Source organism: Lancefieldella parvula DSM 20469 (assembly GCF_000024225.1).
GTDB classification, from domain to species: Bacteria; Actinomycetota; Coriobacteriia; order Coriobacteriales; family Atopobiaceae; genus Lancefieldella; species Lancefieldella parvula.
Genome location: NC_013203.1, coordinates 1,385,692 through 1,406,081, shown reverse-complemented (window position 1 = coordinate 1,406,081; position 20,390 = coordinate 1,385,692). Strand labels below are relative to the sequence as shown.

21 protein-coding genes are annotated in these 20,390 nt (G+C 45.7%); 16 read left to right on the top strand and 5 right to left on the bottom strand.

Features of this window, described 5'->3' with window-relative positions; genetic code table 11:
• Positions 1-14 precede the first annotated feature (14 nt).
• Complete coding sequence (locus APAR_RS06430) at positions 15-1,109, top strand: DUF871 domain-containing protein (protein WP_012809336.1); 1,095 nt, start codon at positions 15-17, stop codon at positions 1,107-1,109.
• 102 nt (positions 1,110-1,211) lie between these two features.
• On the opposite strand, the gene APAR_RS06425 is transcribed toward APAR_RS06430, so the two are convergent.
• Positions 1,212-2,306, bottom strand: a complete 1,095-nt coding sequence (locus APAR_RS06425) for a helix-turn-helix domain-containing protein (RefSeq protein ID WP_012809335.1) — start codon at positions 2,304-2,306, stop codon at positions 1,212-1,214.
• A gap of 243 nt (positions 2,307-2,549) precedes the next feature.
• On the opposite strand from APAR_RS06425, the gene APAR_RS06420 reads away from it, so the two are divergent.
• Entirely contained in the window at positions 2,550-3,536 is a 987-nt protein-coding gene (locus APAR_RS06420) for a patatin-like phospholipase family protein (RefSeq protein ID WP_081433524.1), read from the top strand.
• 243 nt (positions 3,537-3,779) lie between these two features.
• Here APAR_RS06420 and pfkB read toward each other — a convergent pair whose 3' ends face one another.
• Both pfkB and APAR_RS06410 read right to left on the bottom strand, forming a co-directional pair.
• Positions 3,780-4,718 carry a 1-phosphofructokinase gene (gene pfkB, locus APAR_RS06415; RefSeq protein WP_012809333.1) on the bottom strand — a complete coding sequence of 313 codons (939 nt, stop codon included), beginning with the start codon at positions 4,716-4,718 and terminating at the stop codon, positions 3,780-3,782.
• Between the two features lie 99 nt (positions 4,719-4,817).
• Positions 4,818-5,843: an alpha/beta hydrolase gene (locus tag APAR_RS06410; protein ID WP_012809332.1), complete on the bottom strand. Its 1,026-nt coding sequence runs from the start codon at positions 5,841-5,843 to the stop codon at positions 4,818-4,820.
• A gap of 371 nt (positions 5,844-6,214) precedes the next feature.
• Here APAR_RS06410 and rplM point away from each other — a divergent pair, with 371 nt between their 5' ends.
• From rplM to APAR_RS06360, 10 genes are all read left to right on the top strand, one after another.
• Entirely contained in the window at positions 6,215-6,655 is a 441-nt protein-coding gene (gene rplM / locus APAR_RS06405) for a 50S ribosomal protein L13 (RefSeq protein ID WP_012809331.1), read from the top strand.
• Positions 6,656-6,658: 3 nt separating this feature from the next.
• A complete protein-coding gene (rpsI, locus tag APAR_RS06400) occupies positions 6,659-7,054 on the top strand; it encodes a 30S ribosomal protein S9 (protein WP_012809330.1) in 396 nt (131 codons plus the stop codon).
• Between the two features lie 226 nt (positions 7,055-7,280).
• Positions 7,281-8,624, top strand: a complete 1,344-nt coding sequence (gene glmM / locus APAR_RS06395; RefSeq protein ID WP_012809329.1) for a phosphoglucosamine mutase — start codon at positions 7,281-7,283, stop codon at positions 8,622-8,624.
• A gap of 24 nt (positions 8,625-8,648) precedes the next feature.
• A complete protein-coding gene (acpS, locus tag APAR_RS06390) occupies positions 8,649-9,179 on the top strand; it encodes a holo-ACP synthase (RefSeq protein ID WP_012809328.1) in 531 nt (176 codons plus the stop codon).
• 3 nt (positions 9,180-9,182) lie between these two features.
• Complete coding sequence (locus APAR_RS06385; protein ID WP_012809327.1) at positions 9,183-10,808, top strand: bifunctional ADP-dependent NAD(P)H-hydrate dehydratase/NAD(P)H-hydrate epimerase; 1,626 nt, start codon at positions 9,183-9,185, stop codon at positions 10,806-10,808.
• A gap of 9 nt (positions 10,809-10,817) precedes the next feature.
• Entirely contained in the window at positions 10,818-11,972 is a 1,155-nt protein-coding gene (gene alr / locus APAR_RS06380) for an alanine racemase (protein ID WP_012809326.1), read from the top strand.
• Positions 11,972-12,637, top strand: coding sequence for a uracil-DNA glycosylase (locus tag APAR_RS06375; RefSeq protein WP_012809325.1), 666 nt, complete (start codon positions 11,972-11,974; stop codon positions 12,635-12,637). The genes alr and APAR_RS06375 overlap by 1 nt, the downstream gene beginning before the upstream one ends.
• Positions 12,630-13,184: a tRNA (adenosine(37)-N6)-threonylcarbamoyltransferase complex ATPase subunit type 1 TsaE gene (gene tsaE, locus APAR_RS06370; protein ID WP_012809324.1), complete on the top strand. Its 555-nt coding sequence runs from the start codon at positions 12,630-12,632 to the stop codon at positions 13,182-13,184. The genes APAR_RS06375 and tsaE overlap by 8 nt, the downstream gene beginning before the upstream one ends.
• A 177-nt stretch (positions 13,185-13,361) precedes the next feature.
• Entirely contained in the window at positions 13,362-13,940 is a 579-nt protein-coding gene (locus APAR_RS06365; protein ID WP_012809323.1) for a cysteine hydrolase family protein, read from the top strand.
• Positions 13,940-14,299, top strand: coding sequence for a hypothetical protein (locus tag APAR_RS06360; RefSeq protein WP_012809322.1), 360 nt, complete (start codon positions 13,940-13,942; stop codon positions 14,297-14,299). Before APAR_RS06365 ends, APAR_RS06360 begins: the two co-directional genes overlap by 1 nt.
• A 51-nt stretch (positions 14,300-14,350) precedes the next feature.
• Here the strand turns inward: APAR_RS06360 and APAR_RS07200 are convergent, their stop codons facing one another.
• Positions 14,351-14,740 (bottom strand): hypothetical protein, encoded by a 390-nt coding sequence (locus APAR_RS07200; protein ID WP_012809321.1) that lies wholly within the window; start codon positions 14,738-14,740, stop codon positions 14,351-14,353.
• Between the two features lie 248 nt (positions 14,741-14,988).
• Between APAR_RS07200 and APAR_RS06350 the strand changes: the two genes are divergently transcribed.
• Positions 14,989-15,696 carry a helix-turn-helix domain-containing protein gene (locus APAR_RS06350; protein ID WP_012809320.1) on the top strand — a complete coding sequence of 236 codons (708 nt, stop codon included), beginning with the start codon at positions 14,989-14,991 and terminating at the stop codon, positions 15,694-15,696.
• 225 nt (positions 15,697-15,921) lie between these two features.
• On the opposite strand, the gene APAR_RS06345 is transcribed toward APAR_RS06350, so the two are convergent.
• On the bottom strand, positions 15,922-16,263 hold the full coding sequence (locus tag APAR_RS06345; protein WP_012809319.1) for a hypothetical protein: 342 nt from the start codon (positions 16,261-16,263) through the stop codon (positions 15,922-15,924).
• 432 nt (positions 16,264-16,695) lie between these two features.
• On the opposite strand from APAR_RS06345, the gene APAR_RS06340 reads away from it, so the two are divergent.
• From APAR_RS06340 to APAR_RS06330, 3 genes are all read left to right on the top strand, one after another.
• Positions 16,696-17,370, top strand: coding sequence for a response regulator transcription factor (locus tag APAR_RS06340; protein WP_012809318.1), 675 nt, complete (start codon positions 16,696-16,698; stop codon positions 17,368-17,370).
• Positions 17,371-17,410: 40 nt separating this feature from the next.
• Positions 17,411-18,715: a sensor histidine kinase gene (locus APAR_RS06335; RefSeq protein WP_012809317.1), complete on the top strand. Its 1,305-nt coding sequence runs from the start codon at positions 17,411-17,413 to the stop codon at positions 18,713-18,715.
• 298 nt (positions 18,716-19,013) lie between these two features.
• Complete coding sequence (locus tag APAR_RS06330; RefSeq protein ID WP_012809316.1) at positions 19,014-20,333, top strand: autotransporter outer membrane beta-barrel domain-containing protein; 1,320 nt, start codon at positions 19,014-19,016, stop codon at positions 20,331-20,333.
• Positions 20,334-20,390 lie beyond the last annotated feature (57 nt).

Here is a 20,390-nt window from a genome sequence, read left to right as displayed (position 1 = left end):
AGAGAAGGTGGAATATGAAACGCCTTGGAATTTCAATTTATCCTGAAAAGAGTACAAAAGAGGATATTCTTGCATATTTAGATCGAGCAGCTAGTGCTGGATTTTCTCGCATTTTTAGTTGTCTTCTTTCGGTTCAGGACACTAAAGAAGCTATTGTGCAGAAGTTTTCTGATATCAATGCACATGCGCATCGTCTTGGCTTTGAGATTATCGTTGATGTCAATCCAAGAGTTTTTAAAGAGCTTGGAATTTCATATGACAATCTTTCTTTCTTTAAAGAGATTGGTGCAGACGGCTTTAGGCTTGATTTAGGGTTTACTGGTAAAGAAGAGTCTTTTATGACGTTTAATCCAGAAGGATTATTTGTTGAGCTTAACATGAGCAATGACGTGGACTATCTTGACACCATAATGAAATACCAACCAAATAAAAATAAGCTTATTGGTTGTCATAACTTTTATCCTCATGGCTATTCTGGATTGGGCCTTGAATTTTTTAACCGTTGCACTGAGCGTTTCACAAAGTATGGGATTAATACTGCAGCATTTGTGACCAGTCAGGCTCAAAATTCGTTTGGCCCATGGCCGGTGACCGAAGGTCTTCCTACACTAGAGATGCATCGACACATGCCTATGCACCTGCAGGTGGAACACTATATTTCAATGGGAACTATTGACGACGTCATTATTTCTAACTGTTTTGCTACAGAATCTGAGTTTGAAAAAATAAAGTCCTTACCGCATGACCTGGTGAGCTTTGGTGTGAAGCTTGTGGATACCATTCCATCTGTCGAGAAGAGCATTGTACTTGAGGAACTTCACTGTAATAGGGGAGATGTTTCTGACAACCTAATTCGTTCATCTCAGAGTCGTGTGAAGTATAAGGAACATACCTTTGACGTATTTAATGCACCTTCTACTATTCGTCGAGGGGACGTTATTATTGAAAGCAGCCTCTATGGCCATTACGCAGGAGAGATGCAAATTGCTCGAACGGATATGATTAATACTGGTAAAACAAATGTTGTTGGTCATATTCCAGACGAAGAGCACTTTTTGATTGATACCTTACAACCATGGCAGAAATTCCGTCTCCACGAAGTGTTGTGATGGTGTGGCAATTCGCACATAAACATATTAAATAAGACGGTAGATTAAATTTACGCCCTGTTGGTATATTTCTAAACCAACAGGGCGTGTATTCATGCTCTGTTATTTCTTTTTAAATGCACCTAAAACACTAATGACAGCGTGGTAGAGAAGTGCAGAGAGAGGCCAAATGATCCAGCTCCTACCCCAGTCATAGGTAATAAAGCTATAGCCAAGATACATGAGTGTGATAACTACATAGTAAGCTTGCGTATATTGCTTATACTGGGCGTAGATAGACTTTTGTTTATTTTTGGAGATTTTCTCGCTATTTGAATAGTCATCTTCTTGGAGAAGAACATTGTAGCTACTTTTGACAATACCAGAATTAACGAGCAAAAAGACCCCAAAAGCAACCATGAACATGGCGATAAAAAATCCTATTGAGAAGTAAAGACCAGTTTCAAAATACGATGCGATAACAAAAGGGATAGAGCTCAGAATAGTAAGACAAACTCCAGCAGCTTGCTGAAAAGAGCGCAGGGACTTTGTAGATTCAGCGCGTCGCTTAACAGCTGCCTCAACACCATATTGCAGATCAAGGGTATTTTCTTTAAGTTCTTTGAATGGTGAAAGTTTTACGTTCTGTAAAATCAGAAGGCCTACACCAGCTGCAATGCAGAGCATCATAATAGAAACACCTATGATGTTAAGAAGGTTGGATGTATTGAGTGCACCTGAATTGATAATCGCGAGATTAAAATCTGTTTGAGTTTTTCCGTAGGTGGCAAGCGACCCAAGAATCGCAGGACCTAAGATAAAGAGCATAACGGCAAAGGCTGTTGTACGAGATGTCTTTTCAATAGTATCCAAATATTCCGTTGCTAGATCCAGAGAAACTTTAATCTTTGTGGAGGAGTAGTTGTCTTTCTCATTAGTTTGTGAAGAAGATTCGGGAGTAGCACTCTCACTTGAGGTTTCTGCAGAGTCTAAAGATGCTGCAGTTGCAGGGAGATCTTCCATTTCATCTTTAAGCAGATAGTCGGTTGAGACACCAAAGAGCTCACTCATAGTCATTATCTTTTGAATATCTGGCATGGAAGCCATAGACTCCCATTTGGAAACGGACTGTCTTGAAACATTAAGCTGTCGTGCAAGTTCTTCTTGTGACCAACCATTCCGCTTTCTGAGGCTCATGATTTTCTCGCTCAGTAACATGGTTGTTCCTTTCTATCAATGATGGATTGAAGTATTGAATCGGATTCACATGTGATGATTTTACTGTAAGAAAAGACTCAGTTGCTTGCCACCAAGTGTGATTGGAAATTTGTCAACTTTCAGTTGCGTAGTAGTTTACCTGCTTTTTTGTGATGAAAAAAATTAAAATGTGCAGAAATAAAAACACAAGAGTAGGTTGAGTTAATTGTTGGGTACACTTGAGTTAACGCTTTGGAGGTACTCATGGTAAGTCAGCATGATACAAAGTTATTGCATAAAGACGTCGCAAACAATGAAGCTTTGGACGGTACGTCTTTGAGCAAAAATCAAAATACTTCATCTACCGCGCTTATTTTGGAAGGCGGTAGCTACCGAGGTATTTTTACTGCTGGCGTTTTGGATGTACTTCGCGAGAAGGGCGTTACAAACTTTGAAAGTGTATGGGGAACTTCTGCTGGTGCTATTAATTCTGTGAGTTTCAAATCAAAGCAAATTGGCCGTGCTATGCGCATCATGCTGGCATTTAGAGATGATCCTCGATTTATGTCGTTTCGTTCGCTAGTTACAACGGGAAACATCGCTGGCGGCGAGTTTATGTACGAAGAAATCCAGAATCATCTTGATCCCTGTGATAACGAAGCGTTCAATTCAAATCCTATGCAAATGTATGCTGTTGCGTCAGACGTTACGTTTGGAACTCCAGCATATCTGCATGTAAAAAGTCTGCCAGATGATATTAAGATGGTTCAAGCTTCAGCTTCGATGCCAACGGTTTCTCGTATGGTAGAACTCGACGGTCATCGTTATCTTGATGGTGGGACAACTGATTCAATTCCCTTTGCAGCGGCGCTTGGTTTACCAGATGGCCAAGCTGAGTATCCTGTTGTTATACCTGACCATAAACCTGCAAAGAAAGCGCTGGTCATTGTTACGCAGGATCACGATTACGTAAAAACTGATATGAATGAGCAGATTGCTATTCGTTCGCAGTTTTATACGGCATATCCATATTATGAAGCTGCATTGGCTTCTCGCTCTGAGCGTTATATGGATCAGAGAAAACAGCTCTTTGAATTGCAGAATGAGGGCAGAGTATTGGTGCTTGAGCCGCCTGAGCCAGTTGAGGTTAAAGTTAACGAGAAGTCCGGTGAAGCCCTGCTGTCTTTGTACTTGACGGGTCGCAAAGTTGCCCTTGATCGCCTTGAAGAGATTAAAAGTTTTATTGAGTAGAGGTGTATATCTCTGAGTAACTGTAGGTATTTTTGAGTGACGCTATAAGTGCCTGATTTCTTTAAAGAATCGGTAGCTTTTGCCTGGAAACATCAAAGAATCTGTGGATTTGCCTGATTTTCTCAAAGAATCTGTGTCCAAAAAACAGATTCTTTGCACTTTTTAGGTAAGGTAGACTAGAAGTAGTCTGGTAGCAATTTAAGCAAGGTAAGCTAGAAGCAGCTTGGTAGCAATTCAAAAGTGCTAGCGCAGGCGCGTGAACTGGACTTTCTTGATAAGCGAATCCACAACCGAGCGCTCTGCCGCTTGAGTTCCGCTCTCCATGACGTTTGCAGCACCCGTGGCCATGGCCAGTCGCAGTGCGTCTTCTGTCGAGAGACCCTGTGCATCTGCAAAGGCGAACGCTGCCACAACGGAGTCACCGGCACCGACAGTGCTTCCTACCTTGACTTTTACTGGACCTGCATACCAAACTTCGTTGGTCGTAGCATAGACGGCACCGTTGCCTCCCATAGAAACGCAGACAGTGTCGATGCCGCCAGCGACAATCTCGGATGCGGCTGTGGCAATCGCGTTCACGTCGGTAAGCTCACGGCCCAGCATGGCGGAGAGCTCATGATCATTTGGCTTGGTGAAGTATGGTTTCTGCTCAAGACCTGCTGAAAGCGCTGCACCATCGGCGTCCAGATAAACCTTCAGCCCGGCGTCACGTAGAGCACGCGTCCAACGACCGTATGTGTTAGTGGAAGCTCCGCGGGGGAGGCTGCCAGAAAGAACTACGATATCGCCAGCGGAAGTCTTGGAGACAACATCAACAAGTGCCTGGTCAAGTATGCTGTCGGTGACCTCGGGGCCAGGTTCGTTGATGTCGGTATTGGTGCCGCCCTCGGCATCAACAACCTTAAGATTGGTGCGCGTTTCTCCAGGAACAGTAATTGCATGGACCTTGATGTTATTCTCGTCAAGAGCGTTTGCAATCCATTGTCCGGTTTGGCCAGCGAGAACAGCAATGGCAGTTGACTCTCCACCAAGTTTTGCAATGACTTTGGAGACGTTAATACCCTTACCACCAGCGTCTCGTCTGAGCCAGTTGATACGGTTTACCTGGTCAAATGTAAAGTTTTGAACATGAACAGTCTTGTCTAGAGCAGGGTTGAGCGTAACAGTATAGATGCTGGGCATAGTTGCTCCTCGAATGACTTACTGGAGTAAACGCGCGGTCATACTTTGTCTATTTGATGATACTCCCAGAATTTGTCGAGAAACCCGTCTAATTCATCGTTATTTATTATTTGTAGACTTAAATTGATTAAGTGCCCAGGTATATGCTGTTGGAGCAACTCTAGACCAGTAATTCCAGTTGTGATTGTCTCCTGTGTCTTGTTGATATTCAACACTGATGCCAGCGTTTTTAAGTTGTTCAACAAAGGAATTGACATCTGCTATGGGGACTACACCATCGTCAGATGTAGAAGCTACAAAGAACGAAACCTTAGTTGGATCAACATCGTTAATATATTGACTAGGGAAAAGCTGATTGTAGAGCTCCCATGACCAATTTTTAACTCCATCACTAAAAGCATGTTGAGACTGGTAAATAGCGTTATCGTCTGCCAGTTTTGTCCAAACGGAAGGAGAAATCAAAATACCTTTACTAAAGTAGTCGGAATGGTGCAATACAAAACGAGCAGCACCGTAACCGCCCATAGAAATACCACCAATAGCGTGATCTTTTTGGTCTTTAGAAACACGATAAGTGCTTTCAATGTAAGGTATTAAATCGTTCATGATGGCGGATTCCATTTTGAGTCCACGGTCAGCAGAATCAATATAGAAGCTATTAAAGCCATCGACAAAAACAACAATGGCACTCTGACCAGTAGATTGGATAGCATTGTCAAGCATTGCTGAGGAATCAAAGCGTTCAAGTAAATTTCGGTGATTACCGTATAATCCGTGCAGCATATAAATTACTGGATAGGTTTTATTTGGATTAGAGTCATAATCTGCGGGGAGGTAGACATCATAATTCCAATCTAAGCCAAGTGTTGGCGAGTAAAACGATGTGGCTTTAACAGTGCCCTTTGGAACTGCATCGTTTTTATCATTTTGTGTGTTAGATTGCTGTGTTGGTTCATTGTTTTGTGAACTATTTTGATTTGCTGGAGTGCAGCCATAAAAAGGAATGGCTAGTAAGAATATCGTTGAAATCAAAAAAGCTAAATTAATCCGCATATGTTTTGCATGGTATGTGTTTGTTGGTTTAGAAGGATTTTGTAATTTCATTACAGCATTTAAATCTGTCATTGTTTCCTCCCACTATCGTAGGTTTAGTTGTTTTAGACAAATTACAATGCACCTCAAAAAGGGATGTATATATGTTAAACATAAGATCTTGAGCACGGTTTATGTTGTGATAAAACAAAAACTGGAACAAAAAATATACAATGTCACGACAAGCGGTCAGCTTACTTCGGTAAGTGGTTTGGTATGTGAATAAAAACATCAAATTTGAATGAATTGTTGCATTCGTGAAGCAACAAAAATTCCCGCATACAACTGCTAAAGAGTGGAGTATACTTTTAAGGCTTTTCCACAGAGCCCCGTAATCTCTGACAAGAAAAAGCATAGATAGCCCGTCCAGGGGTTGTCATCTCGTAATTCGTAGGAGGAGTCAAGTGAAGAAGTCGACTCAGTTTGCCAAGGCTGGCGAAGTCGAGCGCAAGTGGGTGCTCATCGACGCTGAGGGCGCAACGCTCGGTCGTCTGGCTACAAAGGCTGCCATGATTCTTCGTGGTAAGAATAAGCCACAGTACACGCCAAACGCTGATACTGGTGACTTTGTAGTCATCATTAATGCAGATAAAGTGGTTCTTACTGGCGTAAAGGCAGACCATAAAGAGTACTGGCGTCATTCCGGTTACCTTGGTGGTTTGAAGTTTGAATCCTTCAAGGAGGCTATGGAGAAGCACCCAGAGCGTGTTATTGAGCACGCTGTTAAGGGCATGCTTCCAAAGACCACCCTTGGTCGTAAGCAGGGTATGAAGCTTAAGGTTTATGCTGGTGCTGAACACCCACATGCTGCACAGAATCCCGTTAAGATTGAGCTGGAGGGCTAAACGATGGCAGATAACACCGCTGTTTATACCGGCACCGGTCGTCGTAAAGAGGCCGTCGCTCGTGTTCGTCTTATTCCTGGAACTGGTAAAGTTACTGTCAACGGTCGCGAGGCAACTCAGTATTTTGGTCGCCAACAGCTCGTAGACAATGCAACTGCACCACTTCGTATTACTGATACTCTTGGTCGTTTTGATGTTCTCGCCAATTGTGATGGTGGCGGCATCAACGGTCAGTCTGGTGCTCTTCGTCTTGGCATTGCTCGTGCTCTGCTTGAGGCCGGCGAGTATCGTGAAGACCTTAAGAAGGCTGGCTTCCTCACCCGCGATTCTCGTGCGGTTGAGCGTAAGAAGTACGGTCTTAAGAAGGCTCGTAAGCGTCCTCAGTTCTCCAAGCGCTAAGGCCGCTCGTTCACAAAATGTTCTCATGGAGGCCTGTCGTCTTTCGGCAGGTCTCTTTTTTGTATACTTTTAAATGGTCGTGTTTTGCATATTTGCATAACCGCTTCAGTCCGCACGTTCTTCTCGCTATCTGGCGAGAAGCCCCACCTGTCGAGTAGTTCGCTGGCGCTTTGCGCGCAAGTTGCTCTCCACCCGACAACACTACATTCGCAGCTAGGAGACGCTTATGAAGTACTTTGGAACAGACGGCTTTAGAGGCCGCGCAAACGAGGGTTTGAACGTCGATCACGCGTATAAAATTGGCCGCTTCATAGGCTGGTATTACGGAGCTAAGCAGTCTCGCAAGGCTCGCATTATCATTGGTAAGGATACTCGTAGGTCAAGCTATATGTTCGAGTCCGCGCTTGTTTCGGGTCTAGTTGCTTCCGGCGCTGATGCGTACATGTTGCATGTTATTCCTACTCCTGGCGTGAGCTACGAGGTAGTAGATGGTGGCTTTGACTGCGGCGTTATGATTACTGCTTCCCATAACCCCTTTACTGACAATGGCATCAAGCTAGTCAACAAAGAGGGTTACAAGATGGACGAGGATGTCCTTGAGCAGGTAGAAGCTTATATTGACGGCAAGCTTGAAGTTCCTATGGCAACCGGTGATGGTATTGGTCGCACCGTTGACTACATGCAGGGTCGTAATCGCTACATCTCCAGTCTTATTGCTAGCTGTGGTTTTAGCTTGCAGGGTCTAAAGATTGGCCTGGACTGCGCAAACGGCGCAGCTTCTAGTGTTGCTCGTCCTGTTTTTGATGCGCTGGGTGCCGAGACTCACGTTATCAACAATGCTCCAAATGGTCTTAACATTAACGTTGATTGTGGTTCCACTCACATTGACCAGCTGCAGCGCTTTGTGGTTCAAAATAGTCTTGACGTGGGCTTTGCGTATGATGGCGATGCTGACCGCTGTCTGGCAGTTGACGAGCGCGGCCACGTAGTTGATGGAGACCTAATTCTTTACGTTTGCGGCACCTACCTCAACAAGTATGGTCGCTTGGCTAAGCAGACCGTGGTTACCACCGTCATGAGTAACTTTGGCCTGTTCAAGGCATTTGACGACGCTGGCCTCTCTTACGAGAAGACCAACGTAGGCGATAAGTACGTTTACGCTTGCATGAACGAAAACGATTACAGTCTGGGCGGCGAGCAAAGCGGTCACATCATCTTTGGTGATCTTGCAAAGACCGGTGACGGCATCCTGACCAGTCTCCGTATTATGGAGGTCTTAAGAGCAGAGCGCGAGAAACTCTCTGAGCTGACTCGTCCCGTTAAGCTATACCCACAGCAGTTGGTTAATGTTCGCGTCACTGATAAAGAGGCTGCTATGCAGTCTCCTAAGGTCAACGATGCAGTTGCAGCTGCCGAGAAGTTCCTTGAGGGCAATGGCCGTGTGTTGGTCCGCGCTTCTGGAACTGAGCCTCTGGTACGTGTTCTTGCAGAAGCACCTACTGATGAGCTTTGCCAGCAAGCAAACCAGATTGTGCTTGATGCACTTGAAGCGTATAGGCTTAGCGCTTAAGCGCAGATAAATTCAGGGGATACGATGGCACTGGCAGGAATAGGTGTAGATATGCTTGAGATTGCCCGCATGCAGCAGGCAATTGATAAGCGCCCTCACTTTATTCGCCGCATGTTTACCGATGCCGAGCGTGCGTATTGTGAGCGTACTGCTCGCCCTGCGGAGCATTATGCTGCTCGTTTTGCGGCAAGAGAAGCTGTGCTCAAAGCTTTAGGAACGGGTTTCTCGTCTGGTATTGGTTTTCAGGATGTTTCTGTTGAGAGAGATCAACTGGGTAGGCCACAAGCTTGTCTAGCTGGTAAGGCTGCACAGATTGCGGCCGATCAAGGCGTGCAAGAGATTGCACTTTCTATTTCGTACACTAGAGACGTTGCGGTAGCCAATGCAGTTGCCGTCACCAATGCTGTAAAACCTAAGGTAGATCAAAAGGAAGATGCCACCCAAGAGCTGGCACGTTCATTCAAAGAAGCTCGTTCTGTGTTGGATGAGCTTGAGCGCGTGCAAGAATCTATAATTGAGACAACCTTTGATGATGTTGTTAAATCTGAGGAGTAAGTTATGCAGCCGGTATTAAATGTTGAGGACATCAAGCGCGTAGAGATTGCGCTGACACGCGTGGGCGTAAGCGTTTCTGAGCTCATGCACCGTGCAGGTTACGCTGCTGCTCAAGAAGCCCTTGGCATGGGGGGAGACATTAGTAACGTTGTCATCCTCGTAGGTCTTGGCAATAACGGTGGAGATGGCTGGGTGGCAGCAGAAGCGCTGCGCTCTAGGAACTGCAACGTTAAGGTGGTTACTCCACTTGAGCCAGATCAGATTTCCGGCGATCTTGCACGTCAAATGGCGCAGCGCGCCGTTCGCGCGGGAGTTTCGGTGCTTGTTGGTCCTTCTCGCCAGGAGCTTATTGATCTGTTGGCAACAGCTGATGTGGTGCTTGACTGCATGTTGGGTACCGGTTTTCACGGCAAAGTGAGAGCTCCGTTTGATATTTGGATTGAGTGCCTTAATCAGTCTGGCGCTCGCGTGCTCTCTGTTGACGTTCCAAGTGGTCTTTCTGCGCAGAAGGGCCAGGTAGAAAGTGCGTGTGTTGTTGCTGACGTCACCGTTACCATGATTGCGCTGAAGCCCGGTCTAATTGCTGATGCTGGTCGAGATGTTTGTGGTTCTATTGTTGTAGCTCCTTTGGCCGAGCAGACGGAGCGCTTGGTTGTTGAAGCAGATCCTGTTGCATGGCGCGTTGACTTGGAAGATTATCTTGCTTCTGTTCCTGCTCAGCTCAACGACTGTGATAAGTATTCTCGCGGCTCCGTACTGGTGGTTGGTGGCTCTAGCCGCTTCCCGGGAGCCGCTGTTTTTGCTGCTAAGGCGGCTGCTCGTGCGGGTGCCGGCTACGTTACGCTGGCAGTCCCCGAGGCTATTGTCAGCTGTGTTCAGATGATGTTGCCAGAGGTTCCTGTTATTGGCCTCCCATGCGATGCTGAGGGCGTGTTTACTGAGGAGGCCGCTCCACTGGTGCTGCAGCTTGCTGCGATGCGTACCGTTACGCTGGTTGGTCCTGGCATGCGCGTTTCTGGTGGAACCGTTAAGGTTACCTCTGCACTGCTTGACTCTGAGCTGCCCGTTATTGTTGACGCTGATGCACTCAACTGTATTGCTCGCCTGACTAACAACAACCTTCCAGATTTCCCCGAGCTCACTCGTCGTACCGCTCCGCTTATCATGACCCCACATCGTCGTGAGCTTGGCCGCTTGGTCAATCAGGTAGACAATCCTCCTGCAAGCCTGGTGGCTCAGCTTGAGGCAGCTCGTAAGATTGTCTGGGCAGATGGTGGCTCTGAGCTGGTTATTGTTGCTAAGGGTACTGCTACCGGCTGTGTAGGCGTCCAGAAAGCCGTGCTGCCAAAGCCTGGCCCTGTCACGTTGGCAACCGCTGGTTCTGGCGATGTTCTTGCTGGTACCATTGCTGGCCGATTAGCTCAGGTTGCCGGCCAAGTTGATGACCTGACAATCTTCTGCTCGCTTGCTTGTGAGGTTCATGCATACGCAGGCCAGCTAGCTGCCGAGAAGTTCGGTGTACGTGGAGCTATGGCTGGTGACATCTGCGATGTTATTGGCCTTGCTTCAGATGCACTTGAGGAGCAAATTGCGTTCCCTATGGCAGACTTTGAAGAAGCTGCAGAGTAGGTGAGCTTGATGTCAGCATATCCTCAGGATAGATGGGCTTGGATAGAGATTGATCTTTCTGCCGTCCGCCACAATGTGAAGGCGTTTAAAGCCCAGCTTAACCGCGGAGTTAAGCTAATGTGCGTGGTTAAGGCTGACGCATACGGTCACGGTGCTGCTCAGTGTGCTAAAGCCATGCAGTCTGTGGGTGCCGATCAATTTGCTGTTGCAACGGTTGATGAGGGTGTTGAGCTGCGTTGCTCTGGCATTGAAAGTCCTATTCTGGTGCTTTCTGAGCCACCCGTCACTTCTATTCCAGACCTTGTTCGCTTTGACATCATGCCTTCCGTCTATACAGTTGATTTTGCGCTTGCCTACGGCGAGGCTTCTGCTGCAGCTAACAAAGTTGGTCGCTATCATCTGGCCATTGATACTGGCATGACCCGTATTGGTGTCAGGCGAGAAGATCTTCTTGAGGTGCGCGGTTCTATTGATTTCCACAGGGGTCTTGAGTGTGCTGGTACGTTTACGCATTTTGCTACGGCCGATGTGCTTGACAACTGGGATTTTGACCTGCAGGTTAATCGTTTTGTTGAAGCAATTACAGCACTCAAAAATGCAGGCTATGAGCTAGGCTTGGTTCACGCTGACAACACTCCCGGTACCATCCTGCACAAAGATATACAGTTTGATATGGTCCGCGTAGGCATTGGTCTGTATGGGCTTCATCCAAGTAAACTCACCATTCCACGCATTGACCTGCAGCTCGTTATGAGCGTACGCGGTCGTGTGACGCGTGTGGTCTATCCAGCTGTTGGTGATGGTGTTGGTTACGGTATGACCTGGCGCGTTCCTCGTAATAACATTCAGGTAGCAACAGTGCCTATCGGTTACGCTGACGGACTTGCACGTAATCTTTCTAACCGTATGGATGTTCTGGCGCGCGGAAGTCGAGTGCGCCAGGTAGGCAACATTTGTATGGATCAGTTCATGATTGCCGTTGATACAACAGGTGCGCGTGCTAACAAGCCTGTGTACGAGATTTGTTATGGTGACGTGGTAACCCTTATTGGTAAAGATGGCGACCAAGAAATCACCGTAGATGAGATGGCTGATCTGCGTGAAACTATCAACTACGAGGTAGTTTGCAACTTTGGTGCTCGCCTTGATAAGGTGTACATCTAATGGCGGCTTCTCCTGCTTCGCCTAAAAACGCTTTAGGTAGAAAACGCATGTCAAACGTAGAATATTCTAAAATCGCATATTCTAAACAAGCAGGTCAAACTCTTGATGAGATTTGCGAGCAGATAGCTGATTGTAAAAAGTGTCCGCTTTGGGAAACGCGCACCAATATTGTGTTTGGCGGGCCAAATCCCACGGCTCGTATTATGATTGTAGGAGAAGCTCCTGGTAAAAATGAGGATCTAAGCGGTCAGCCTTTCGTGGGAACATCGGGCAAAAAACTTGATGCACTGTTAGAGGAAGTTGGTCTTTCTCACCAGGATGTTTTTATCTCTAACGTGGTCAAATGCCGACCGCCTTCAAATAGAAACCCCAAGGTAGCTGAGGTGGAGGAGTGCTCTCCGTATCTTCGCGACCAGATTCGTGCCATTAAGCCAGACGTTATTGTTTGTTTGGGAAATTTTGCTACACAGTTTGTCATGCATACCGATAAGGGCGTGACAGAGCTGCGCGGCAAGTTTTACCAGATAGGCGCCTTTAGTGTGCTACCTACCATGCATCCTGCATCAACTATTTATCGCAAAGAATGGGCACAGTTCCTCAAAGACGACTTGCAACTTCTTGCTGATTGGCTTAAGAAACATCCTCGAGGAGGCTCTTGTGACTAATCCTTCTGTCGACGCTAATTTTGGCACAAATAACACCATTGCAAACAATCTGCCAGAAAAAACCGCAGCTGGCACGTTTGTTTCTACTACCACTGAGCAGACTATTGCTCTTGGTCAGATTTTGGGCAAACTCCTGCAAGCAGGAGATGTTTTAGTGCTCACGGGAGACTTGGGTGCGGGAAAGACTCAGCTCACTAAGGGTATTGCTGCAGGTATGGGCGTTACTGATGATGTAACCAGCCCAACCTTTACTATCGAGATGGTTTATGAGGGTACAACCATACCGCTCTATCACTTTGATTTGTATCGTTTGAGTGATCCTGACCAGCTTGAAGATACTGGTCTATATGACGCACTTGAGTCCGATGGGCCAACTATTATCGAGTGGGGAGAGCAATTTGCAGAGCAAATTGGCGAGAGAACCCTTGATGTGTATGTCTCCAGGTTATCAGAGGAAGAGTTAGCATCCGATGACGCTGAGCCTCGTCGTGAGATTCGATTTATCTCGCAGAATGCTCGGGGAGAAGAAATTATCCAGTCGCTTTAATTTTTGAAGATGGACTTCAGTTAATGAACTAGATTCTTATATTGATGAGCTGAGTACTTACGTATAAAACATTTACGTGTTAAGCGTGGAATATAGAGACGTCACCTGTACAATAGATGGCGTCTATTCTTTTTACTGACTGCACTTGTAGAGCTCAAGAAAGAAGCGTGATCAAACATGCAGAAAGCTTTGATTTCGATTGACTACACCTACGATTTTGTAGCAGATGACGGAAAGCTGACAGCAGGCAAGCCAGCTCAAGCTATTTCTGATGCTATTTATGAAGCTACTAAGTGTGCTTTTGATCGTGGCGATTATATTTTCTTTGCTATTGACGCTCACGACCCAGAGGATAACTTCCATCCAGAGACCAAGCTTTTCCCACCTCACAATATTATTGGCACAAGTGGTAGAGACTTATTTGGACCTTTGAACAACTTCTACCAGCAGTACAAGGATGATAGCCATGTGTTCTGGATGGATAAGCGCCATTACTCGTCCTTCTCGGGAACTGATCTTGATATTCGCCTGAGGGAGCGCGGTGTCAATACGGTTATTTTGACCGGCGTTCTTACTGATATTTGCGTGCTGCATACGGCAGTGGACGCTTACAATCTAGGTTATCACATTGAGGTTGTTGAGCCAGCGGTGGCATCGTTAACGCCTGAGAATCACCAGTTTGCTCTTGCGCACTTTAAGAATACTCTTGGAGCAACGCTTGTTGATACAGAACTTAATGAGATTGAGAGCTTATAATGACTCCAGAACAGCGCGCGGTTAAATGGTTTGAGAAAGTTCCAGAGGCAGATCAACTTTCGTTTGATGAGAGACTTGCTATTTGCAAAAAGACAGCAAATACCACGGCACTTGTCTTTGTTGTTCTATTCTTGCTTGAATGGATACTTGCGTATACTCTTACTGACGGTTCATTTGCATTTATTATGACCGATATTTTGAACAGCATACTATTAGGAACTGGTGGAAGGGTTACTACTCGAAAAACGGCTGTTGTGGGCTTGTTTGTGGTAGCGCCATTATTGATTATTCCTACAATTGTTACAGTTCTTGTTCGACCTATTATTTTTAAGAATGAAATTAAAAAGTACCTCAAATAAATAAGTTACTGTATTGATAAGGCCCAAGAATAAAACTTGGGTCTTTTTTGTTTAGCGCCTATATTTAGCGTTTTCAAATGCAGTCTTGAAGTCTTCGAGAAGTTCTCGAGGAACCTTCTCCTGATCTCCATGGTGGAGCTCTTGCATGAAGACATTGCTTATAGCTCCAATAAGTAGGTGGGGAGCAATCTTATCTGCGAGAGGTACAAACTCTAGAGCATATTTTTTATCGTCGAGAATAAGCCAGGTGCCTCTCCAGCCACTGATAGTTCCTTCAATATTTGAAGCATGGGCCGAAGCAAAGACATTTTGATTATTGTCAAAGAGATACACGACGCCATCTACGTCAACTCCAACAAAACCGTCCGTAGCGCATTGCTCAAAATCGGAAACAATATGCGCACCACTGGTCCAGAACACCCAGTTCTTCTCGCCAGCCATACACAGACCTTTCTAAACATCAAAAGTTTCTTGATTAAATGGTAGTAGGAGAACACTTTTAGAGCAAGTCAATTTCGGTCAAAAAAGTATGGTTTACCTGCGAACTCAACCTACTGTTGAGTAGTTGGAAACCGTTGCGATACCAAACTCAACTGATACGTTCTTGTTGAACGTATTGTTACGACTCATAGTGAAATCAGCGGCCCGCATGCCATTTCAGTGATAATGAGTTGAGAAAAGGAGCAACTATGACTACTTCATCTGAGACCCTTGGTCGTCGTATTGCACGTCTTCGTTTAGCTAAAACTGCAACGCAGGAGCGTCTGGCAAAAGAGTTGAACGTGAGTCCGCAGGCGGTGAGCAAGTGGGAGAGCGACATTAACTATCCGGATATTTCGCTGCTGCCAGATCTTGCACGCTTTCTTGGAGTGTCCGTTGACGAACTTTTGAGCGGCGCAAGTGCCTTCGCTCAGGAGAGTGTCGCTGCCCAAGAGGGTACTGCCGAGGTTGTTTCTGTTGCAGCCGACGAGCCCGCGGAGATCGTAGAAGAGCCCACAGAGCAGGACAACCAGGGCATTGCTACTCAGTCTTCAGGTTTCAGCTTTGGCAAGCTTTTTGGTAAGAGCATGGTCAAAGTCGAGAAAAACGACGAGGCTGACGGTAGCAAGAAGAAGGACGTTCGCTTAGGCAATGGATCTGCAAAGCACGGGTTGCACGTGTATGTTGTTTCCAACAACGGCGATGTTGTTGATATGTGCGTACCTTTGGGTCTGGCAAAGTTTGTGCTGAATTCTGGAATTCATATCAGTGGCAGCTATCTTAATCAGGAGACTCAGAAGCAGCTCTCTAACATTAATTTTGATGCGCTTATGGAAGCTGCAAAGACTGGCGAGAGTGGCACACTTGTGGATATTACATCCGCAGACGGTAACGTTGTAAAGATCTGGTTTGACTAAGCGTTAACGGTTACATAGACTGACTAAAACAAGATACGCCCGGGCAGTTGCTTGTCGGGAAACGGTCTCGTTTTTTGTTGGCGCAGATTTAGTCACACTCGCGCGTAATAAAAAGCGCCGCAGCTATCACCAATTGGTGTTAACCGGGGCGCTTTTGCTTCAATATAGCATATTCTACGCGTCAAAAATTACATCTCGTTAGAGGCTTTGGCGCAGTGGCATTCTTTAGAAGGTAATCAAATTGATACAAATAGCATCGTCTTCTAAGTACCACTCTTCTTCACATTCAAATTTACTGAATTTATCGGGAACACAGTATGAGTCTTCAAGCCAATACGATTCAAATTCTTGAGCATCAGACTGATCAATGAGCCAGCCTGATAAATCCATAGCTAATGCGTCATCTATCAATGCGATATTACCTTCACCGCAATCTAGATAGAATATCTTTCCTTGTTCATTTGCTTTTGCTTGAACTAGAAGAAAAAAGTTAACAAATTGCTCGTCTTCAATGTCATGTCTACTTTTGAGCCCTACTATTTTCTTCAGATTGTTTTGCTTTGACATTGGTTGTCCCTTTTGTGTATGTCAACTTATAGTGATTTTATCGCAGAAGCATACCAGCAAAAAGCACCCCGGTCATCCCATAAATTGTGATAGCGAGGGTGCTTTTGTTTCACTGTAGCATATGTTTGCTGTGAGAAACCGGTCGGCTGCGCAATCCCATCAACTATACTTGAGGCAAATAATTCGACGTAATGCTGCAACGGCACGTTCTTCTCGACTGATGGTAGAGATTCTTATATAAACCTCTTGATTATGTACTATTCATATTCTGGCATTACAAGAAGGCTTGCAGAGGATTTGGCAATATGATTGAGGGGTACAAGAAGGAGTACGGTAGGAATGCGGTGCTTCTCGTGCGGTGCCGGGGTTGGCGGTAAAAGGCGATTATTCTTTTAGTGAAATGTAAAATGGCTTGAGTCGATAGGGCAAACGATGCGAGTGCTTCTAGCTGAAGATGAGAAGAGAATGGCTGCAGCTATTGTGGCTCTCTTGAAGCAAGAAAAATACGACGTTGATCATATGACTGACGGCGCGTCTGCCCTTCTCGCCCTAGAAAGTAATATGTATGACATTGCAATCCTGGATGTTATGATGCCTAAGATGAGTGGGTTTGAGGTTTCCAGAAAGGCACGTAGTAAGGGAATTACCATTCCTATTTTAATGCTGACGGCAAAAAGCCAGCTAGACGATAAGGTCGAGGGCCTGGATAACGGCGCTGACGACTATCTAACCAAGCCTTTCCAGACGGCAGAACTCTTAGCTCGTTTACGTGCGCTAGGAAGAAGGAGTTCTAGCTTTCAAGAGAATGTCCTGTGTTTTGGCGACCTCTCGCTTGATTCCACAACCGCAACGTTGACCTGTGAGACTTCTGGCCAGAGTGTGCGTCTAAGCGAGAAAGAGTTGCGCATTCTTGAGTATATGATTGGCAATCATGGTCGCATTATGACGCGTGATCAGCTTGCCATTAAGATTTGGGGATTTGAAAGCGACGCCGAGTACAACAACGTTGAGGTGTACATGTCATTTACCCGTAAAAAACTGGCATTTATCGGTTCTACGGTAGAGATTAAAGCAGTTCGCGGCTTGGGATATGAATTGAGGGATTAAACTGTTTAGGCAATCCAGAAGAAAAATTATCCTCTCCATTATGGTGTCGCTTGTTCTGCTGTTCACGGTGACGCTGTCGGTCATCATGTTTGCTAGCACTCAGGAGATCAGACAGAAGAACATGGACGTGCTCAACCGCTACGCCAGTCAGTATTCGCTTGAGAAGGAAAAAGGTAGCTCTGAGGGACAGAGTGGCCCAGAGGGTCAGGGTAGTTCTGAGGGGCAGGGTAGCTCCGAGGGACAGACAAGCTCCGAAGATCAGAGTCCGCAGCAGCCACTGGTCAAACCTGACGCTCAGCTGTCAAACAAATCTGACAATCAACCGCCAGGTCAGAGATCTGCTTACGAGCTCTCAACGTTTTACTCAGTATCGTTTTCTGTAGACGGCTCCGTACTTTCAGTCTTTAATGGCGAGAAAACCGTTAGCTCTGATGAAAACCTTACTGAGTTTGCTCGTCAGATTTTGAACGAAGGAAATCCTTCTGGTAGAACAGGCAATCTTTCTTACGTGGTTATGAAAAAAGATGGCTATACGCTTGTGGCGTTTATGGATAACACCGTTTCTGAAGCCGGTCTTCAGACCATGATGCGAAACGCTCTGCTTGTAGGAGGCGTATCGCTGGTAGGTATGTTCTTTATTTCTGTGTTTCTGGCAAAGCGCATTATTCGTCCACTTGAAGAGAGTGATAAAAAGCAGAAGCAGTTCTTATCCGACGCAAGTCACGAGCTCAAGACCCCTATTGCGGTTATTGACGCCAATGCAGAGATTCTATCCAGAGAACTTAGTCACAACGAATGGCTCTCCAACATTCAATACGAGAGCAATCGTATGGGAAAGCTAGTAAAACAGCTGTTAGATTTTTCTAGTGCGGAGAATAGAGAAGTGCCTATGGAAAAGCTGGACTTCTCTCATGTGGTTACTGGAGAATCACTGGTCTTTGAGACGTTTGCGTTTGAGAATGGCAAGGTGCTTCAAAGCAACATTGAAGAGGGGATTGTTCTTACAGGCAATCAGAATCAGCTTACGCAGGTTATTTCTGTGCTGCTTGATAACGCCCTGAGGCACACAACGGGTACTCAGATTGAGTTAAATCTTAAGAAACAAGGTCATAGCGCCATCTTAAGTGTTAGTAATGACGCGGAAGAGATTTCTCAAGAAAAGCTTGAGCATCTGTTTGATCGTTTTTATCGCGTTGATGATGTACGAAATAGTGAGGATAATCACTATGGACTAGGTCTTTCGATTGCACAAGCTGTGGTTCAAAAGCATGGTGGAACTATTAATGTAGGCTATTCAGAGGGTCAGATTACTTTTACTGTTCAGCTTCCTATTAAGGGCAAATAACGCGTAGGTAGAAATTCAATATTCAATCTTTAATTCAATAAAACTGTTTTATATAGACGTCTTTCTCGTTAAGACGTCTTTTTTATTTATGCAGGTAAAAGCCTATAAATCAAAATATGCGATTTTAGCATATTTTACGTTTGAACTGGGATTTTGCTAACTCTCCAAAAATTTCTAAAAAAACTTTGAGAATTCAATCTTTGTTCAATCTTTGCCTCCTACTATGTCCTCATCAGATGCAAGGGAGTAAAAAATCACTTCATTGCATACACCAAATAAGTGCAAGGAGGCGCACATTATGCAGTACACAAGAAGAGATGTAGTAGCCGGTCTTCCAGTTTTGATGGCATTCGGACTTGCTGGTTGCAAAACCGCAAAAGCAACCGCTAATAACACAACTGAAGACACCAAGAAGGCTTCAGAAGCACTTCGGATTACCGCCGCTCAGACCCTGGATGGCTATGCAGTAAACAGCACTACTGCTGATGAGAATACCATCCTGGTCAATACTACCGACGATGTAACCATTACCAATTCCACGGTTACTAAGACAGGAGATTCCGACGGCGGAGATAACTGTAACTTCTACGGTCAGAACGCTGCAGTACTTGTTGAGGGAGGTTCAACCACTACGCTGACTAACCTCACTGTTACTTCAGATGCAAAGGGTGCCAACGGCATTTTTAGCTACGGAGGCAACGGCGGTCAGAACGGCGGTGACGGTGATGGCACCAAGGTTATTATCAAGGACACCACCATCACTACAACTGGCGACGGCGCGGGTGGCACCATGACAACCGGTGGCGGCACCACCAATGCCTACAACCTCACGGTTACCACAAACGGTCAGTCTTCTGCAGCTATTCGTACCGATAGGGGCGGCGGAACAGTTTACGTAGACGGTGGTACCTATACCTCCAATGGTCTAGGTTCGCCAGCCATCTACTCCACGGCAGAGATCCACGTTGCTAACGCCACACTTGTTTCTAACCTTTCCGAGGGCGTTTGTATTGAGGGCTTGAACTCCATTGAGCTTACCGATTGCGACCTTACGGCAAACAACACCAAGTGCAATGGCAACGCAACCTTCATGGACACCATCATGATTTACCAGTCCATGTCCGGAGATGCAGCAACAGGTAATTCCACCTTTGCTATGACTGGTGGTTCCCTCACCAGCAAGAACGGTCACATGTTCCACGTTACTAACACTAACGCTGACATTGAGCTCAATGGCGTCAAGTTAACTAACGAAGACGCTGCTAACATTCTTATCTCTGTCTGTGATGACGGTTGGAATGGCGGTAATAATAAGGCAACCTTTAACGCTAAAGCGCAGGATCTGGTGGGAGCGGTGCTTGTTGGCAACAACTCCACACTTGCTCTGAACCTTACCGAAGGAACCACGTTTGAGGGTTACGTTAACGGCAACATCGTCAACGCCACTAACCAGACTGTTTCCACTGAAGTTGGTACTGTTGCGGTAACACTGGATAACAACAGTACTTGGACTTTGACAGCAGATAGCTATGTCACCGAGTTCAATGGTACTGCAGCAAACGTTATTGCTAACGGTCACACACTGTATGTAAAAGGTACGGCACTCACGGGAACCTGATTAAGGGAGAAGAACGTGTAGTAACGCAAAGACACAGCTACAAAAGACACCCTGTGG

Bases quoted from the DNA above. Each gene is read 5' to 3' on its own strand.
- APAR_RS06430 (WP_012809336.1), top strand. From the start codon at position 15: ATGAAACGCCTTGGAATTTCAATTTATCCTGAAAAGAGTACAAAAGAG.
- APAR_RS06425 (WP_012809335.1), bottom strand. From the start codon at position 2,306: ATGTTACTGAGCGAGAAAATCATGAGCCTCAGAAAGCGGAATGGTTGG.
- APAR_RS06420 (WP_081433524.1), top strand. From the start codon at position 2,550: ATGGTAAGTCAGCATGATACAAAGTTATTGCATAAAGACGTCGCAAAC.
- pfkB (WP_012809333.1), bottom strand. From the start codon at position 4,718: ATGCCCAGCATCTATACTGTTACGCTCAACCCTGCTCTAGACAAGACT.
- APAR_RS06410 (WP_012809332.1), bottom strand. From the start codon at position 5,843: ATGACAGATTTAAATGCTGTAATGAAATTACAAAATCCTTCTAAACCA.
- rpsI (WP_012809330.1), top strand. From the start codon at position 6,659: ATGGCAGATAACACCGCTGTTTATACCGGCACCGGTCGTCGTAAAGAG.
- glmM (WP_012809329.1), top strand. From the start codon at position 7,281: ATGAAGTACTTTGGAACAGACGGCTTTAGAGGCCGCGCAAACGAGGGT.
- acpS (WP_012809328.1), top strand. From the start codon at position 8,649: ATGGCACTGGCAGGAATAGGTGTAGATATGCTTGAGATTGCCCGCATG.
- APAR_RS06385 (WP_012809327.1), top strand. From the start codon at position 9,183: ATGCAGCCGGTATTAAATGTTGAGGACATCAAGCGCGTAGAGATTGCG.
- alr (WP_012809326.1), top strand. From the start codon at position 10,818: ATGTCAGCATATCCTCAGGATAGATGGGCTTGGATAGAGATTGATCTT.
- APAR_RS06375 (WP_012809325.1), top strand. From the start codon at position 11,972: ATGGCGGCTTCTCCTGCTTCGCCTAAAAACGCTTTAGGTAGAAAACGC.
- APAR_RS06365 (WP_012809323.1), top strand. From the start codon at position 13,362: ATGCAGAAAGCTTTGATTTCGATTGACTACACCTACGATTTTGTAGCA.
- APAR_RS06360 (WP_012809322.1), top strand. From the start codon at position 13,940: ATGACTCCAGAACAGCGCGCGGTTAAATGGTTTGAGAAAGTTCCAGAG.
- APAR_RS07200 (WP_012809321.1), bottom strand. From the start codon at position 14,740: ATGGCTGGCGAGAAGAACTGGGTGTTCTGGACCAGTGGTGCGCATATT.
- APAR_RS06350 (WP_012809320.1), top strand. From the start codon at position 14,989: ATGACTACTTCATCTGAGACCCTTGGTCGTCGTATTGCACGTCTTCGT.
- APAR_RS06345 (WP_012809319.1), bottom strand. From the start codon at position 16,263: ATGTCAAAGCAAAACAATCTGAAGAAAATAGTAGGGCTCAAAAGTAGA.
- APAR_RS06340 (WP_012809318.1), top strand. From the start codon at position 16,696: ATGCGAGTGCTTCTAGCTGAAGATGAGAAGAGAATGGCTGCAGCTATT.
- APAR_RS06335 (WP_012809317.1), top strand. From the start codon at position 17,411: ATGGTGTCGCTTGTTCTGCTGTTCACGGTGACGCTGTCGGTCATCATG.
- APAR_RS06330 (WP_012809316.1), top strand. From the start codon at position 19,014: ATGCAGTACACAAGAAGAGATGTAGTAGCCGGTCTTCCAGTTTTGATG.